Origin of the sequence: Mesorhizobium sp. C089B (assembly GCF_030323125.1) — a bacterium.
Classification (GTDB): Bacteria; Pseudomonadota; Alphaproteobacteria; order Rhizobiales; family Rhizobiaceae; genus Mesorhizobium.
This window is the reverse complement of the sequence record NZ_CP100469.1, coordinates 353,388-367,959: the sequence shown is the minus strand read 5'-3', so window position 1 is coordinate 367,959 and position 14,572 is coordinate 353,388. Positions and strand designations below refer to the sequence as shown.

The window sequence follows — 14,572 nt, the reverse complement described above, 5'->3', positions numbered from 1 at the left end:
TACTGCCTACTGCCTACTGCCTACTGCCTACTGCCTACTGCCTACTGCCTACTGCCTACTGCCTTACGCTCCCCGGCCTTCCTGAGCGACCCGCGTCAGCGGCTTGGTCAGGCGCGGCACGACGACGAGGCGCTTGATCTTGCCTTTCTTGTAGGCGGCAAGGAAGCGGGCGTAGTCCTTGAAGACGACGCAGCCATTGGACTCCGCACGGCCGCCGCGCAGCATGTAGGTGTGGGCGAGCAGGCCGTCGCGACCGTACTTGTTGCCGCCGCTGACGGGAGTGAGACGGAGCGCCTCGACGCCATGGAAGCGGGATTCTCGAAGACGCAGATCATAGGTGTTGGGCGGCGTCGGGCCGACATTCTTCTTGTGCACGAAGCGCGGCTGGTCGACCATCGAACCCAGCCCCGAATGGGCCTCCAGCCGCGAGCCGTCCGGCATGTAGACGGTCTTGGCCGAGATATCGTAGACGGCGACGCCGCCGCCCATTCCGGGCGTGGCGAACAGATCCTTGAAGGCGCGACCGACACCGCCCGCCGGGACGTCCGGCTTGGCATAGGCCAGCATCTCGCCGGCCTGTGTCTTCGACCGTTTGCCAGGCTTGATCCGGCTTGATTGGATGCTCTGGCTGTCTGGCACGCCAGGCAGTGCGGCGACCTCCGAAGTACTGCGTGGCGAGCGCGGCGACGAATTGCCCGGCGACTGGGGTGCGGGGCTCTCGGGCGTCCTGTCGGTCTGTGGCTTGGCTGCCCTGGGCTTGCTGGCTTGCCGAGCCTCGGCAGGCTGAGCGGTTTCGGCCCGTGGACGCCAACCGGGCAACGCAATGTTGTCGGGCAGATCGTCCTGCGGCGGCAGCGAAGCGACCTGAACCTCGGCCTGCTCAGGATCCTGCCCTCCGGCGATTGCTTCAACGGCCGGCGGCGGGGCCAGCATGTCAGCGTCTTCCGGCAAGCTGTTGGCCAGCGCCAGCGCCAGGCGCGATGAGCGTTCGATCTCAGCCACTTCCGGCCCAAAGCGTTCCGAGGCCGGGCCATGCTGATCGGGCAGCCGGACTTCGGCGAAACGGGCAGCGACCGGAAGGCTGGCAAGCATGAAGGGCGCATTCGAGGCCTTGGCGAAGGCGGCAGCCAGCTTTTGCGGCGACAGCTCTGCCTTGGCCACCACGCCGTCGAAGCGCATGCCGCGCGAAGTGGCGAGAGCGACGCTGGTGTTTGGCGCAATGTTTGAGGCGACACTGCTCGGGGCCACAGCGGGCGTGGCCGGCTTCAGCCGCGCCATCTTGCCGTCATGCGCGAAGTTCGCGGCGGCATGCGCGCAGCCGGCGTCGCATTGGCTGAGCAGCGAGGCCTGTGATTTTTGCGCCGAAAGCCGCGGCGCCCACGAATTGGCGAGGCTGCGGCGCGAATCGGCAAGTGCTGCGTTCGGCAGAAGCAGACTGTGCGGAAGGCTGTTGGAGGCTGCGGTGAGGGAGGCGCCGAGCGAATAGAGGCCGGCCATGGTTGCCACGGACCACAGCGCCAAGGCCGCGCCGACAACCGGCACCACCACCCAGCGCTGGCCGGATCTCTTCGAAGTCAAACCCCGTTCAGGAGTGTCGCCCCGGTCTTTCAAACGCAAAAACGCCATACAACCACTCTCAATCGGCATGCAGGCTTGCGACCCTCGCATCCGTGACATCCACAGTTCGCTGGTGCCCCCTGCACATTTCGCGTCTGTTGCCGATTGAATCAAAAGATGGACAAAGTTGGTTAACCAATCCCTCCATCAGCCACCGATTATGCGGCGCCTGATACGAAAAAAGAGCACTCCATGGTCTGCGCCACGGTAGAATGCTCTCCCTCACCCCCGCCTTGCTGCCCGTTTTTGCGATCCAAGTCAAGGAAACGCTGCGTCAGCTTGCTGCAAGCCTGTGCTGATTGCCCGCTGATCGGCCTTCTTAATCAGTTGACCTTCCGGTGGCTGGAAGGTCTATCTGCTCAGAGACGGAGACCTCCGGCGACGGAAATTTACCGATGAGAACCGGCATCACGACCGAAGAATCCGACTGCAGGTCGAACCCCTGCCGCGGCTGGCTGAGCACGGATGGATGGGGCAAGGACATGGCGCCGTGAGATGGACTGTGAAAGCGGCGCTGCTGTGGCTGGTCTGTGCCCTTACGATGGGCGCCTCCGTCGGCAGCGGACCGATCGTCGCGGCCCGCCAGGCGTCGATGAAGGAGATGGCGGCGGCTGCGAAAACCATTGCCGGCATGTTCGACCGCAGGCAAGCCTATGACGCGGCAGCCTTCAAGGCGGCAGCGGACACGCTGCGCGCGCGCACCGGCCCTGCCCTGATTGCCGAATTTCCGAGCGGCTCGCTTGGACCGCCTTCGCAGGATCAGTCACGGGCGGAATTCGAGGCCCTGGCAAATCATATCGGAACGCTGGCCGACGCTCTGGCCGCCAAGGCCGAAAGCGCGCCGGCCGTCATCACCGATGACATGCGCATGGGCACCGGCCTGGCGATGGGCGGCGGCAGCCTGCTCGGCAAGCGCTCGATTCCAGAGGAAGCCGATCCGACCAAACTGCCGGCGGAGCATATCCTGCATCTCATCCTGCAGGATTGCTCGACCTGTCATTCGAAATTCCGGCAAAAGGTACAGTGAGCGACATTATCCGGCGGAGCGTTTCTTGCTGGCCTGCGCCACAGTCACTTTGCATACAAGTAAATTCGTTTGTGCTAATATATCGCGGTCGTGCATATCCATGCATGACGAGCATCGGGAGGATGCAATGAAAACCATGAATCGCAGGTCTGCAATTGCCCTCGGTCTGACGACCGCCGCGGTAGCGCCTTTGTTCACCTTGGCGGCATCGGCAAAAATCAAGAAATACGGCCCGAAAGAGGGCAAGGAGATTGCGCCCGGTGTCAGGGTGGTGGAGGTCGGCACCGGCAATGCTGACATTCCCGCCTACAAGAGCATCGCAATTATCGACGTTGTGTTTCAGCCCGGAGCACATGCTCCTCAAACCGTGATGGACAACGACATGGTGTGCACCATTACCTCAGGTGCATTCACGATCAAGAAAGCGGACAAGGAATTCAAGCTCAAGACGGGTGATATGTACACCTGCTCCAAGGGCAAGACCGATGAAGCGACGAATACAAGCAAGGAGGTCGGCGTGCATCGCATCGCCGTATTGATACCCGCATAGCAGATGGAGTTCCGGCCGGACCACGCCGTCGCGAGTCCGGCCGGCCAGACGAGGCGATCTCGTTCCGTCGTCAGCGCGGCCATCTCACGCCAGCCACTCCCTGATCGCCGAGCGGGCGGGAACGGCGCGCATGTGGTCTTCGCGCTATGGCTTTGTTTGGGCATGATCTTTTGGGAAAGCTGGCTTGGTTTTCAAATCATCGGCTAGGTCGAATGGCTGATCAACCAGCGCATCCACGTGGCCAATACGGAGATCGAAAACCGCAGGAGTTTTGCCGGCCACCAGGCGGTGTTCGAGGCGATCGAGCGCCACGACCCGGAAGCGGCCGGCCAGGCGATGCGCGCGCATCTGGAAAACGCCCGGCGCAAGTTCAATTTAGGGTCGGGAAGACTGGGCTAGCCAGTTGACGCGGCGGCGCTCTGGCGCAAAGCAAAAAGCCCGCCGTTCAAAGCCGGCGGGCTCCCTTCAATCATACAGCGCGATCCGCTCGCCGGTAACCAGGACGACCGAATTTCGGCCTTCAGCGGCTGGTTGCGCTCAGGGGGCGGGCTTCGACGGGTTTGAAGCGACCAGCGATCCGAGTTTGCCGGCTTTGGCCAGACTCGGCTTTTCGTAAGTTTTCTTCACAGAATCCCTCCTCTAATGGCATCAATTTCCTCTGCCAGGCCTGTTTTGTCAAATCTGACAGCAGTCCGTCACAGGTCCCGGCGGCAATTCGTGCCCTTACGCCGGCTCGCGCTTGAGCGCCTGCGCCATGCAGTGAATGCCGCCGCCGGTCTTGGAAATCTCGCTCATGTCGACGGCAGCAACCTCGAAGCCGCGCGCTTTGAGTTGGCCGATCAGCGACTGGCTCGACGTCGGCGCGATCACCCTGTCCTTGCCAAGCGACATGAAGTTGCAGCCGAGCGCCAACGTGTCCTGGAACGGCACGTCGATGATCTCGTGGCCCTTGCCCTTCAGCCAGTCGACGATGCCGGGCTCGGTGCAGGCCAGACACACCGCGGTGAGTTTTTCGGCGATCGGCACCACCATCAGGTCGATATGGACGTAATATTCGTCGATGAAGGCGAGGCGCGTTTCCCAGCCTTCCTTTTCGAACCAGTCCTGCACCTGGCGGGCGCCCTCTTCCTGCGTGCGGGCGCCGCCGCAGCCGATCAGCACCACGCCCTCCTCGATGACGTTGAAGTCGCCGCCTTCGAAGGTGCCAGCCGTGACCATGTCGTAGATCGGGATGCCGAGCTTTTCATAGGTGCGGATGGCGGCATAGTTCTCGCCGCGCCGCCACCAATTGGCCATGGCGGTGATGAAGGCGCCGTAGGGCGTCATGACGCTGGAGTCTCTGGAATAGACCTGCATCGGCAGTTCCGGCGTCGGCTCGTGCCAGTGGATGTTGACGCCGAAATGCTCATAGGCGGCGACGAGGTCCTTGTGCTGCGCCTGGGCGATCTGAACGTTGCAGGGCGCTTCGCGCAAATGCTTGCGCGAGAGCGAGCTGGTCGAGAGGTGGCGCAGGAAGTTTGGCGACCCGAGCAACACGTCTGTCAGCACGTCGGTCTCGTTGGCAAAGCCCCATGATTTCAGCGGCTTGGTGCCGCCGGCGGGATTGCGGCGCTGCAGCGAGAACGGTTCGGCGATGATGCGATCATGGACGGTCATAAGGTTCTCCTCGATTTGACTATGCAGCTTGATTGGATTGGCTGCTCGGAATCCACCAATCGCGTCCGCGCGCGGTGGTGACATATTCCGGCCAGCGGAAATTGATCGGCGGGTCATAGTCGCAAAGCGGCGCGATCCAGTTGGAGCCACCAATGCCGCCGCCGGTGCGGGTGACGAATTCGTCCATGGCCGCATCGCGCGCGGACTTGTCCTCGAGCAGGCGGAGGGCTGCAAGCGCAACCGTCTTGGCGGCGCAAATGACCATCGGGTCGATGGTGGCCGAGATACCGCCCAGCGCGTTCATCGCCCAGGATGGATAGGCATGGCCATTCGCCGAGCGCAGCGCCGGGCGGGCGACATAGAAGCGTGCGGTCGGCGTGTGCCACGACATGTCGGTGTAGTCGTCGGAGGTCGAGTTGATCTGCGACGGAGGCAAATCGCGGCGCAGGATTGCCTCGGCCTCTTGCGGCGCAACCAGCCGCTCCATCTCGTCGATGAAAGGGTTGTCGGTCGCGGTGCCGCCGGCATTGACCTGGACCTCGCGACCGATCGCTTTCGCCGCCTCGTCCCAGCTCGGAGCGCCAACGGTGGACAGCGCCTCATAGGCAATCCCCGCCATGGCGTGATTGGCGAGGCCCGGCCTCGACTTCGACACCCAATGGCGCTCATAGCGACAACCGCTGATCGCCGCGGCCGCGGCCGCATTACGGTCGAGCACCGCGGTGACCTGCTCTGCCATGGCAATGGTCGGCACGCGGATCATGTACTGGATCTCGGCCAGCCCCGCCGGCAGATTGTCGGCGGTCGCCTGCCCGGCGGTGAGGATCGCCTCGCTGATCGACCAGCCGCCCTGGTGAGGCAGCATGGAATCGCGCAGCGCCTTGGAGGTCATGTACATCGTCATCAGCGCGTCATTGGCGCCGGGCGCCCGCACCGCCGAATGCGCCTGCGGGATCGGCGCGCCATCGCTTGCGCGAACCCAGTTTTCGGGTTCGTCGCAGACAAAACGGTAGATCATCGCATAGGCGGCGCCGCAATGCGTGTCCCAGCGCGCCGTGTTGCAGAGCGGCAGCATATAGAAGGGGTGGAAGGAGATCATGCCGGCAAGGCCGTCATAGTAGCCCTTGGCCGCATGGATCGGCTTCGAGCCCCTGACCTTCTCGGCCGGCTCGCCGGTGAAGCGCAACGTCCCCTCGATGCCGTGGCGTTGCATTGCCGCCTTGGTGGCGAGAAGTCCGCCGAGGCCGGCAATGCCAAGCCCGGAATGCGGATCGGTGTGGCCGCCGGCCTCGCTGCCGAGGCCCGGCCGCGATCGCTTCACCGTTGCCGCGTCCTGGCAGTTGCCAGGCACGGCGTCGTATTCGCCGTACATGCCGATGGTCGGCCCCGGGCCATTCGTCCAGTGGGCGCAAAAGGCGGTCGGCATGCCGGCCGACCCTTCCTCGACCGAAAAGCCCTCATGCTTCAGCCGCGCGACATACCAGGCCGCCGACTGGTATTCGCGCCAGGCTGTTTCGCCGAAATCGAAAATGGTGCGCGTCCACGCCGACAGCGACGGCTGGATGCTATCGAGACAGGCAAGCGCGGTGGCTTGCGCCGAGGTCGTCACCGGTTTCTCCATGCGGCCCAAGAAAGCAGTGAAGCGGCATTGCAAAAAGTGATATGTTTTTCCGGTTCATGCAAATTCGGTTCACCTGAGGCCTCTTGCGAATACCTTCCACACAGGCGCTGCGCGCCCTCGACAGTTTTGCCCGTCACGGCAGTGTCTGGCGCGCAGCCGATGAACTGCATTTGACCCGCAGCGCCGTCAGCCATCAGTTGCGGCTGCTCGAACGCGACCTCGGCTTCGACCTGCTGGAGCGCATCGGCAAGGGCGTGGCGCTGACACCGCGCGGCCAGCGCTATGCCGCCGATGTGAGAAAGGCGCTGACGGTGCTCGGCGATGCGGTGACGCGCCAGGCCGGCACGGGCGTCGGCGGTTCGTTCGCCGTTTCCTGCACGCCGGGCTTCGCCTCTCTGTTCCTGTGCACGCACATCGGCGAGTTCCGGCAGATGTATCCGGACGTGGCGCTGTCGATCCTGACGCCCAGACGGCTGGACGATGTCAGCAATCCGGACGCCGATGCCTTCATTGCCTTCGGCGTCGGCAACTGGCCGAACCGCTCGGTGGAGTTGCTGTGCGAAATCTCGTTCACGCCACTTTGCAGCCCGACACTGCTCAACAAGGTCGGCGGCTTTTCAAAACCGGCCGACGTGCTGCGCGCCAATCTCCTGCATCTCGGCGACACCGAGGACTGGGCGCGCTGGCTGGCGCTGTCCAAGGTGGAAAACCCCGACACCGAAGGCGGCATCTTCTTCTCGGACATGAACCTCGTTTTTTCCGCGGCGATCGCCGGCCAGGGCATCGCCATGGGCGACGAGTTGACCAGCCGCCGGGCGCTGAGCGAAGGCCGTCTGGTGCGCCCCTTCGATATCGCGATCCCCTCGCCGCGCTCGTATTTCCTGGTGTCGGAACATGCCAAGGCCAGCCACCCGGTGCTGGAAGCATTCAATGGGTGGTTGAGGTCGAAGCTGTCGGAGAACCGGATCAGCCCGTACTAGCCTCCCATCCGTGAATCAAATTTGCCGATCAGGCGAAAACTATTCGGTTGCGGTGAGCCGGGGCCCTGCCCTACGCTCAAGCCACGACCAAGGAAGAGGCAGGATGCAGCAACCCGGCCGGGCCGCAGAGATCAAGGCAATCGGGATCGGCAAGAGCTTCGGCTCGTTCCGGGCGCTGGACGACCTGACGCTCAATATCGGCCGCGGCGAGTTTTTGACGCTGCTCGGTCCCTCCGGCTCGGGCAAGACCACATTCCTGATGATCCTCGCCGGCTTCGTGCAACCGACCGCCGGCAAGCTTTTCAGCGACGGCATCGACATCACCGAGCGGCCGGCCGAACAGCGTGCCGCCGGCATGGTCTTCCAGGGCTATGCGCTGTTCCCGCACATGTCGGTCGAGGCCAACATCGCCTTCCCGCTCAAGGTACGCAAGAAATCGGCTTCCGAGATCAAGCGCCGCGTTGCCGAGATGATCGAGCGCGTCGGCCTCAAGGGCCATGAGACGAAACTGCCGGCGCAGCTTTCCGGCGGCCAGCAGCAGCGCGTGGCGTTGGCCCGCGCTTTGGTGTTCGAACCCGGCGTGCTGCTCCTCGACGAGCCGTTCTCGGCGCTCGACAAGAGCCTGCGCGGCCAGATGCAGGCCGAGATGAAGCGGCTGCATCAGGAGACCGGCACCACCTTCGTCTTCGTCACCCACGACCAGAGCGAGGCGCTGGCGCTGTCGTCGCGCGTCGCCATCTTCAACCACGGAAAATTGCTGCAGGTCGGAGCGCCGGACGAGGTCTACGACCGGCCGGACAACCGCTTCGTCGCCGAGTTCCTTGGCGAGATCAACATGCTGCCGTTGAAGGGGGTCAAGCCCGCCGACAATGGCTCGACGGGCCTCTGCGAGGACCGCGCGGTCAACATGCTCTGCAAGGCCGAGAAAGTCCGTGGCGATGCCATATTGGCGATCCGGCCCGAACATATGTCGATCACGCGCGAAGCCGCCGCCGGCGAGAACGGCATTGCCGCCACCGCCATCGGCTCGACCTATCTGGGTGCGGCGACCAAACTCGATCTGACGACACGCCAGGGCGCCAAGGTGACCGTCTCGGTGCCGAACGAGGTCGCGGCGGCTGCACTCAGCAAAGGCAATTCCGTCTGGCTGACATGGCCGGCGGAAAAGGGTTTCCTCCTTCCGGACGGAGGATGACGACGAGAACGGCGAAGTCTTCCAGCAAAGAATCTGGAGCGCGCCATAACCACCGGAACCAAAACGAAAAAGGGGAACTAAAATGACAAACCAAAGCAAAAAACAAGCCATGGACGGGCTGACCGCCCGGGCTGTGCGCGGCGAGATTTCGCGCCGGCAATTCACCCAGCTTGCAGCCCTCGTGCTGGCCGGCACACCGATGCTGCTGCGCTCGACCGGTGCCTTTGCGCAGGCCAAGGAGCTGGTGCTGGTCAACTGGGGTGGCGATGCCCTTACCGCTTATGACGCCGCCTACGGCCAGGCCTTCACCAAGGAAACCGGCATCACCGTCAAGATGGACGGTTCGGGCCCGACCGAAGGCGCGATTGCCGCACAGTTCAAGAGCGGCGCGCCGACCTGGGACCTTGTCGACGTCGACCCGTTCTCGGCCATCACGCTCGGCGCGCAGGGTGCGCTCGAGCCGATCGACTACGCCATCGTCGACAAGAAGAAGATGCGCGAGGGGTTCGGCTGGGAATACGCGGCGTCGACCTATTTCTTCTCCTATGTCATCGCCTATGATTCCGAGAAATACGGCAAGGACGCGCCGACCGGCATGGCCGACTTCTTCGACGTGAAGAAGTTTCCGGGCAAGCGCTCGCTCTACAAATGGGGCGTGTCGAGTTGGGAAGCAGCGCTGCTTGCAGACGGCATCGCGCCGGCCTCGCTCTACCCGCTCGACCTGAAGCGAGCGCATGACAAGATCGCCGCTTTCAAGGAAAACGTCGTGGCTTACTGGGGCGGCGGCGCCGAGAGCCAGAGCGTGCTGCTCAACGGCGAAGCCTCGATGGCGATCGTGTGGTCGACCCGCGCCTCGCTGATCGAGCAGGACTCGGGCGGCAAGATCAAGTTCATCTGGGATCAGGGCCTGATTTCGCCCGGCGCGCTGGCCGTGCTCAAGGGCAACCCCGGCGGCAAGGACGCAGCGATGAAGTTCATCGCCAGCGCCCAGGATCCGCAAAAGCAGCTGGTGATGTTCGACAAGCTCGGACAGGGTCCGGCCAATCCGGCCGCCGATGCGCTGATCCCCGCCGACAAGAAGCGCATCAACCCGGTCGATCCCGAAAACATGAAGAAGCAGATCGCGCTCGACATGGACTGGTACGCCAAGAATTACGGGGCAGCACTCGACGAATACACCAAGATCATCTCGGCCTGACCAGGCCGGGCACGAGCTTCGATGAGAGGCACCCTCTCCGACAGGATGGGCGCGGCGGTGCTGATGGCGCCGCTGCTTCTGTTCCTTGTGCTGGCCTACGCCTGGCCGTTCCTCGGCGTCGTCAAGTGGAGCGTCACCTTGCCGACACCGGGGCTCGGCCAGTATGGCGCGCTCGCCACCGATGCCCTGGTGCAGTCTGTGTTCATCCGCACGCTGCGCATCGCGCTGATCGTGACCGTGGTTTCCGTGGCGGCGGCATACGCCATCACCATGGTGTGGGTGCGCGGCAGCCCGGCACAGCGCATAATCGCTGAATTCTGCATTCTCGTCCCCTTCTGGATCTCGGTGCTTACCCGCGCCTTCGGCTGGGTGGCGCTTTTGTCCAACCGCGGCCTGATCAACACCTGGCTACAATCGATCGGCTTCATCTCCGAGCCGCTGGCGCTGGTGCGCAACGAGTTCGGCGTCATCGTCGGCATGACGCATTTCCTCATTCCCTTCGCGGTGTTCCCGCTGGCCTCCGCCATGCGCAGCCTCGACGAGCGCGTGCTGCTCGCGGCGCGCGGGCTCGGCTCCAGCCGTATGCGCACCTTCTGGACCGTGTTCGTGCCGATGACGCGCTCCGGCATCATCGGTTCGGCGATGATCGTGTTCGTCTTCTCGCTCGGCTTCTTCGTCACGCCGGCGATCCTCGGCGGCGGCCGCAGCGTGATGATCGCCGAGCTGATCTATCTGCGCATCTTCCAGAGTCCCGATTGGGGACTGGGCGCGGCGATCAGCGTCGTGCTGGTGCTGTTCGTCGGCGCGCTGATGGCGCTGCTGTTCCGCTATGTCAGACCGAAGCAACTGATCTGATGCCGACCTATCGCCCCGGTCCCGTCTCGCTGATCCTCGCCGTGCTGGTGGCACTGTTCCTGCTGCTGCCGCTGCTGGCGGTCATCCCGGTGTCGCTGACGCCAAGCCGCATGCTGGCTATGCCGACGGGCGAACTGTCGCTGCGCCACTACCGCGCGCTGATCGAGGATCCGCGCTGGCTCGACGCCATCCTGCTGTCGATCCGCATCGGCATCGTCAGCAGCGTCATCTCCACCGTGCTGGCGCTGTGCTTCAGCCTTGGCGTCTGGATGTTCCAGCCGCGCTTCACGGCCACCCTTGTCGGCTTCGTGCTGTTGCCGATGGTGGTGCCGCCGGTGGTCTCGGCGATCACGCTCTACTTCCTGCTGACGTCGATCTCGGGCATGAGCTCGTTCTTTGGCTATGACACATGGCTCGGCGTCGCCATGGCGCATTCGGTGATGACGGTGCCTTTCGCCACGGTGCTGATCCTGGTCTCGCTCAGCCAGCTCGACCGCCGCATCGACCTTGCCGCGCGCGGCCTTGGCGCCGGCGTGTGGGAACGCGCGACGCGCATCATCATGCCCAACATCAAGTTCGGCATCGTCACCGCTGCACTTCTCTCCTTCGTGCTGTCTTGGGAAGAGATCGGCGTGACCCTGTTCATCACCTCGGTCAACGCCATCACGCTGCCGCGGCTGATGTGGATGGGCCTGCGCGACAACATTGACCCGGCGATCGCAGCCCTTTCGGTGATCCTGATCATCATCACCGTGCTGGTCCTGGCGGTGAGGACTGTGGTGGTGAAGATGCGCGGCGGGCACTGAGCCAAGGTGGCCAACAACAATCGGCGATAGCCAAGCCGCTGTGTGAAGGGCGTTACGGACGGTGAGCGCCGGGTACATTACGCGGCGTCATGGGAAACCTGCCGCTGGTGACATTTGCCTTCGTGTCGGTGCTCGGAATGGCGGTTCCGGGACCGGACGTCGTGCTCGCCATCACCAACGGCTCCCGCTACGGTTTTCGACGCGCGTTTCTCGGCATGGCCGGCGTCGTACTGTCTGATTTCGTTCTTATCAGCATCGTCGCGCTGGGCTTCGGCGCTCTTCTGCTGGCTTCGGAATTCTATCTCTCGGCTCTCAGGATGTTCGGCGCGGGCTATCTGCTTTTCGTCGCCATCGGTACCCTGCGCACCGCGTCCCGACCTTCGTTCAACCCTAACGTTCCCGAAACACGCCATTCAGCCAAGGCACTCATTGGGCGCTGCTTCCTGGTGGCGGTCACAAATCCGGCGGCCTGGCTGCTTTTCCCCGCGATCCTGCCGCATTTTGTCCGCGTGGATGAGCCGATCGCGATCCAGTATGGCATCCTGGCCATTATCGCCGCGCTTGCCGATGTGTTTGTGCTGACGTTTTACGCAGCCCTTGGCGCGCGGGCTGCAAGGCTTCTGGCTGGGCCAAACGCCGTGTGGATCGACCGGTTGTACGGTATCGCCCTGCTTGGTCTTTCGAGCACTTTGATCCTGCAATCCCTCGGGCATCTGAGATAGTCGACACAGGACTACACAGGGCCGGATTTAGCAATCGGCCCGTAGTCAGCTTGCGAAGAATCTCGACAGCCTTGCAGCCGTGTCTTCGGGGTGCTCTTCCGGGAAGAAATGCCCACCCTTGACCGAGCCGCCTCCGACGTTATCAGCCCATTGCCGCCAGATCGCCAACGGGCCGCCCTCCTCCGCATACCAGTTCTCCAACCCGCCCTCGCCGCTCCAGAGCGCAAGCAGCGGGCATCTGATGCGACAGCCATCAGCCTGGTCCTGCGCGTCGTGCTCGCGGTCGATGCCTGCGGCGGCGCGATATTCCTCGCAGATGGCGTGGGCATGGGCGGGATCACGCAGCGCCTCGATATAGGCGGCCCTGACCTCAGCGGGAAAAGCATCTGGAGCCGAGCCCCAGCCGGCGATCGCATTGTCGACAACTGCGTCGGGTGCTGCGGACAACAGGCGCTCAGGCAGCGGTTCCGGCTGGGCGAGCAGGCTCCACGGCCAGAAGGCCAGCGCCAACCTGGCATCGGCCCGATCCCAGGCGGAGGCCGTGGGGACGATGTCGAGAACGGCGACTTTCGACACGGTTTCGGGATGGTCGAGCGCCAGCCGGTAGGCGACGCGACCGCCACGGTCGTGGCCGGCAACCATGAAACGGTCGAAACCGAGAACGTCCATAACCTGCACCATGTCGCGCGCCATCGCTCGTTTGGAATAGGCGGCATGATTGGCTCCGGAAGCCGGACAGCCGCTTTGTCCGTAGCCTCTCAGATCGGCGGCGACCACGCTGAAATGCGGCGCCAGGGCCACGGCGATGTCCCGCCACATCACATGCGTTTCGGGAAAGCCATGCAGGAGCAGCAACGGCGGCCCTGAGCCACCGGCCCTGACGAAGATCGATGTCTCCTCCATTTGAACGGTCCTGGCGTCAAAGCCCGCAAACATCAACTGCCGCCAACCAGTCCGTGGCTGGAACGGATTCGCAGCACCTGGACACCCTTCGGCAATTCGATCAGGAACTCCTTGTCGCGGTCGAGATGGTGGATGCTTTGCGGATCGCCGCCGGTAAAGGCGGCCATCGCCTCGACGCTCTCCCAATAGGAGATGGTGATGAATTCCGAATGCGTCGGCGTGTCCTCGCGAAAAGTCTGCACGCCAAGCGCTTTCTCGATCAGCGGCTTGATACCAGCCTCGTAATTGTAGCGCTCATAGGCGTCGGCCCTGCCGGGCGAGGTCCTGCCGCGCCAGATGCGCGCAATGGTCGGGGTTTTCGGTGCCATCTCCTATAACACCCGAAGGCGCGCCGCGTTCCGACTATCCTGACTGGCCGCACAACTGGCTGATAGTCGACGTATGGCAAAGGTTCCGTACAGTAACTTGCACTGGACACGCGGCTATCCTGTCAAGTCCAAACGTGCTCTCTTGTGCTCAACTTGGGAGGGCACAATGAAACTACGTCTAGCTTTCGCTGTATTCACCGCAGGAATTTTCTTCGCATTGTCGGCTGCCTCGGCCGGACAAGGGGAACAGCAAAACATCAACTTCCTGGCTCGGATGTCCGATGCAAGGTTAAATTCGGCCGCCAGAATGGCCGGTGACCTCGTTGGCGTAAGGCAAAGATGTCCGGCGTTGAGGCCAACGGAAGACGGAAAAGCAATTTTCGCCGTCCCGGTCCTTTTGTATGATGGGCGGGACAAACACCTGACCCCAGACCCCCGAAAGTTCAACATGGCCATCCATACCTATGAGAGGGCTTTCGCAATGGCGGCCCAGAGATCGGCAAGTTGCCAAAGCGAGAGGGCCAAATACCCGAAACTTTACCGGTAGATGGCTAACAAGGACGACCTTCAGTCTCCGGCGCCGCGACGCCTCACCTAAGGTATTGAAATTATTGGAAGGATTCGAAGCTGTGACCATCGGCTTAGAAGGCCGGTGCTCTATCCGGCGGAGCTACGGGACCGCTGCCGTCAGCGAACGCGCTCTACCTTCAGGCAGCATGCAGGGTCGGGATGGCGCTAACGTCAACTTCGCGCTCCGCATGCCAGGCATCATACGCGGCCTGCATCCTGAGCCAGATCGCGGCACCATCGCCGAACATCTTGCCAAGGCGGGCGGCCACGGCAGGCGATACCGGCTTCTTCTCACGGATGATATCGTAGAGCTGCTGGGCGCGAGATTCCGAGCAGATTGGCGATTTCCACCTTGGTCTTGCCGGCGGCGGGAACGATGTCGTCGAGCAACGCGCCAGGATGGGAAGGGCAGCGCTCGGTCGTTCTGTTTCGTTCGTACACCTTCAGAGTGCTACCCATATGCCAGGTACAAACCGTAACCTATGTGTCCGGAATGGACCCGGC

15 protein-coding genes and 1 pseudogene are annotated in these 14,572 nt (G+C 63.1%); 10 read left to right on the top strand and 6 right to left on the bottom strand.

Annotation, left to right across the window (positions count from 1 at the left end):
- Positions 1-63: 63 nt before the first annotated feature.
- Complete coding sequence (locus NLY44_RS01815) at positions 64-1,626, bottom strand: DUF2778 domain-containing protein (protein ID WP_084013011.1); 1,563 nt, start codon at positions 1,624-1,626, stop codon at positions 64-66.
- Positions 1,627-2,107: 481 nt separating this feature from the next.
- On the opposite strand from NLY44_RS01815, the gene NLY44_RS01810 reads away from it, so the two are divergent.
- The 3 genes from NLY44_RS01810 to NLY44_RS01800 all read left to right on the top strand — a co-directional run bounded on the left by NLY44_RS01810 (position 2,108) and on the right by NLY44_RS01800 (position 3,593).
- A complete protein-coding gene (locus tag NLY44_RS01810) occupies positions 2,108-2,644 on the top strand; it encodes a cytochrome c (protein ID WP_031201991.1) in 537 nt (178 codons plus the stop codon).
- A 127-nt stretch (positions 2,645-2,771) separates the two neighbouring features.
- A complete protein-coding gene (locus NLY44_RS01805; RefSeq protein WP_023684778.1) occupies positions 2,772-3,194 on the top strand; it encodes a hypothetical protein in 423 nt (140 codons plus the stop codon).
- A 237-nt stretch (positions 3,195-3,431) separates the two neighbouring features.
- Positions 3,432-3,593 (top strand): FCD domain-containing protein, encoded by a 162-nt coding sequence (locus NLY44_RS01800; protein ID WP_023805632.1) that lies wholly within the window; start codon positions 3,432-3,434, stop codon positions 3,591-3,593.
- A 324-nt stretch (positions 3,594-3,917) separates the two neighbouring features.
- Here NLY44_RS01800 and NLY44_RS01795 read toward each other — a convergent pair whose 3' ends face one another.
- Together NLY44_RS01795 and NLY44_RS01790 are read right to left on the bottom strand one after the other, a co-directional pair.
- On the bottom strand, positions 3,918-4,850 hold the full coding sequence (locus NLY44_RS01795; RefSeq protein WP_023689049.1) for a dimethylarginine dimethylaminohydrolase family protein: 933 nt from the start codon (positions 4,848-4,850) through the stop codon (positions 3,918-3,920).
- 19 nt (positions 4,851-4,869) lie between these two features.
- Complete coding sequence (locus tag NLY44_RS01790) at positions 4,870-6,471, bottom strand: zinc-binding metallopeptidase family protein (protein WP_031193513.1); 1,602 nt, start codon at positions 6,469-6,471, stop codon at positions 4,870-4,872.
- Positions 6,472-6,554: 83 nt separating this feature from the next.
- Between NLY44_RS01790 and NLY44_RS01785 the strand changes: the two genes are divergently transcribed.
- The 6 genes from NLY44_RS01785 (at position 6,555) to NLY44_RS01760 (ending at position 12,227) form a co-directional block, all read left to right on the top strand.
- Positions 6,555-7,451: a LysR substrate-binding domain-containing protein gene (locus NLY44_RS01785; RefSeq protein ID WP_023684774.1), complete on the top strand. Its 897-nt coding sequence runs from the start codon at positions 6,555-6,557 to the stop codon at positions 7,449-7,451.
- Between the two features lie 103 nt (positions 7,452-7,554).
- Positions 7,555-8,646 carry an ABC transporter ATP-binding protein gene (locus tag NLY44_RS01780; RefSeq protein WP_023689051.1) on the top strand — a complete coding sequence of 364 codons (1,092 nt, stop codon included), beginning with the start codon at positions 7,555-7,557 and terminating at the stop codon, positions 8,644-8,646.
- Between the two features lie 82 nt (positions 8,647-8,728).
- Complete coding sequence (locus NLY44_RS01775; protein WP_023689052.1) at positions 8,729-9,844, top strand: ABC transporter substrate-binding protein; 1,116 nt, start codon at positions 8,729-8,731, stop codon at positions 9,842-9,844.
- A 21-nt stretch (positions 9,845-9,865) separates the two neighbouring features.
- Positions 9,866-10,699, top strand: a complete 834-nt coding sequence (locus NLY44_RS01770) for an ABC transporter permease (RefSeq protein ID WP_023670301.1) — start codon at positions 9,866-9,868, stop codon at positions 10,697-10,699.
- Positions 10,699-11,505 (top strand): ABC transporter permease, encoded by an 807-nt coding sequence (locus NLY44_RS01765; protein ID WP_023689053.1) that lies wholly within the window; start codon positions 10,699-10,701, stop codon positions 11,503-11,505. Before NLY44_RS01770 ends, NLY44_RS01765 begins: the two co-directional genes overlap by 1 nt.
- A gap of 89 nt (positions 11,506-11,594) precedes the next feature.
- Entirely contained in the window at positions 11,595-12,227 is a 633-nt protein-coding gene (locus NLY44_RS01760) for a LysE family translocator (protein WP_023684770.1), read from the top strand.
- A gap of 45 nt (positions 12,228-12,272) precedes the next feature.
- On the opposite strand, the gene NLY44_RS01755 is transcribed toward NLY44_RS01760, so the two are convergent.
- Both NLY44_RS01755 and NLY44_RS01750 read right to left on the bottom strand, forming a co-directional pair.
- Positions 12,273-13,163, bottom strand: coding sequence for an alpha/beta fold hydrolase (locus tag NLY44_RS01755; RefSeq protein WP_023684769.1), 891 nt, complete (start codon positions 13,161-13,163; stop codon positions 12,273-12,275).
- The gene (locus NLY44_RS01750) at positions 13,163-13,498 is read right to left on the bottom strand and encodes an antibiotic biosynthesis monooxygenase family protein (RefSeq protein WP_023738659.1); all 336 of its coding nucleotides are present in this window, start codon (positions 13,496-13,498) and stop codon (positions 13,163-13,165) included. The genes NLY44_RS01755 and NLY44_RS01750 overlap by 1 nt, the downstream gene beginning before the upstream one ends.
- Positions 13,499-13,664: 166 nt before the next feature.
- Between NLY44_RS01750 and NLY44_RS01745 the strand changes: the two genes are divergently transcribed.
- Positions 13,665-14,045 carry a hypothetical protein gene (locus NLY44_RS01745; protein ID WP_023684767.1) on the top strand — a complete coding sequence of 127 codons (381 nt, stop codon included), beginning with the start codon at positions 13,665-13,667 and terminating at the stop codon, positions 14,043-14,045.
- Positions 14,046-14,205: 160 nt separating this feature from the next.
- On the opposite strand, the pseudogene NLY44_RS01740 reads toward NLY44_RS01745, so the two are convergent.
- Positions 14,206-14,527: pseudogene (locus NLY44_RS01740) on the bottom strand (HigA family addiction module antitoxin).
- Between the last annotated feature and the right edge of the window lie 45 nt (positions 14,528-14,572).

Bases quoted from the DNA above. Each gene is read 5' to 3' on its own strand.
- NLY44_RS01815 (WP_084013011.1), bottom strand. From the start codon at position 1,626: ATGGCGTTTTTGCGTTTGAAAGACCGGGGCGACACTCCTGAACGGGGT.
- NLY44_RS01805 (WP_023684778.1), top strand. From the start codon at position 2,772: ATGAAAACCATGAATCGCAGGTCTGCAATTGCCCTCGGTCTGACGACC.
- NLY44_RS01795 (WP_023689049.1), bottom strand. From the start codon at position 4,850: ATGACCGTCCATGATCGCATCATCGCCGAACCGTTCTCGCTGCAGCGC.
- NLY44_RS01790 (WP_031193513.1), bottom strand. From the start codon at position 6,471: ATGGAGAAACCGGTGACGACCTCGGCGCAAGCCACCGCGCTTGCCTGT.
- NLY44_RS01780 (WP_023689051.1), top strand. From the start codon at position 7,555: ATGCAGCAACCCGGCCGGGCCGCAGAGATCAAGGCAATCGGGATCGGC.
- NLY44_RS01775 (WP_023689052.1), top strand. From the start codon at position 8,729: ATGACAAACCAAAGCAAAAAACAAGCCATGGACGGGCTGACCGCCCGG.
- NLY44_RS01770 (WP_023670301.1), top strand. From the start codon at position 9,866: ATGAGAGGCACCCTCTCCGACAGGATGGGCGCGGCGGTGCTGATGGCG.
- NLY44_RS01765 (WP_023689053.1), top strand. From the start codon at position 10,699: ATGCCGACCTATCGCCCCGGTCCCGTCTCGCTGATCCTCGCCGTGCTG.
- NLY44_RS01760 (WP_023684770.1), top strand. From the start codon at position 11,595: ATGGGAAACCTGCCGCTGGTGACATTTGCCTTCGTGTCGGTGCTCGGA.
- NLY44_RS01755 (WP_023684769.1), bottom strand. From the start codon at position 13,163: ATGTTTGCGGGCTTTGACGCCAGGACCGTTCAAATGGAGGAGACATCG.
- NLY44_RS01750 (WP_023738659.1), bottom strand. From the start codon at position 13,498: ATGGCACCGAAAACCCCGACCATTGCGCGCATCTGGCGCGGCAGGACC.
- NLY44_RS01745 (WP_023684767.1), top strand. From the start codon at position 13,665: ATGAAACTACGTCTAGCTTTCGCTGTATTCACCGCAGGAATTTTCTTC.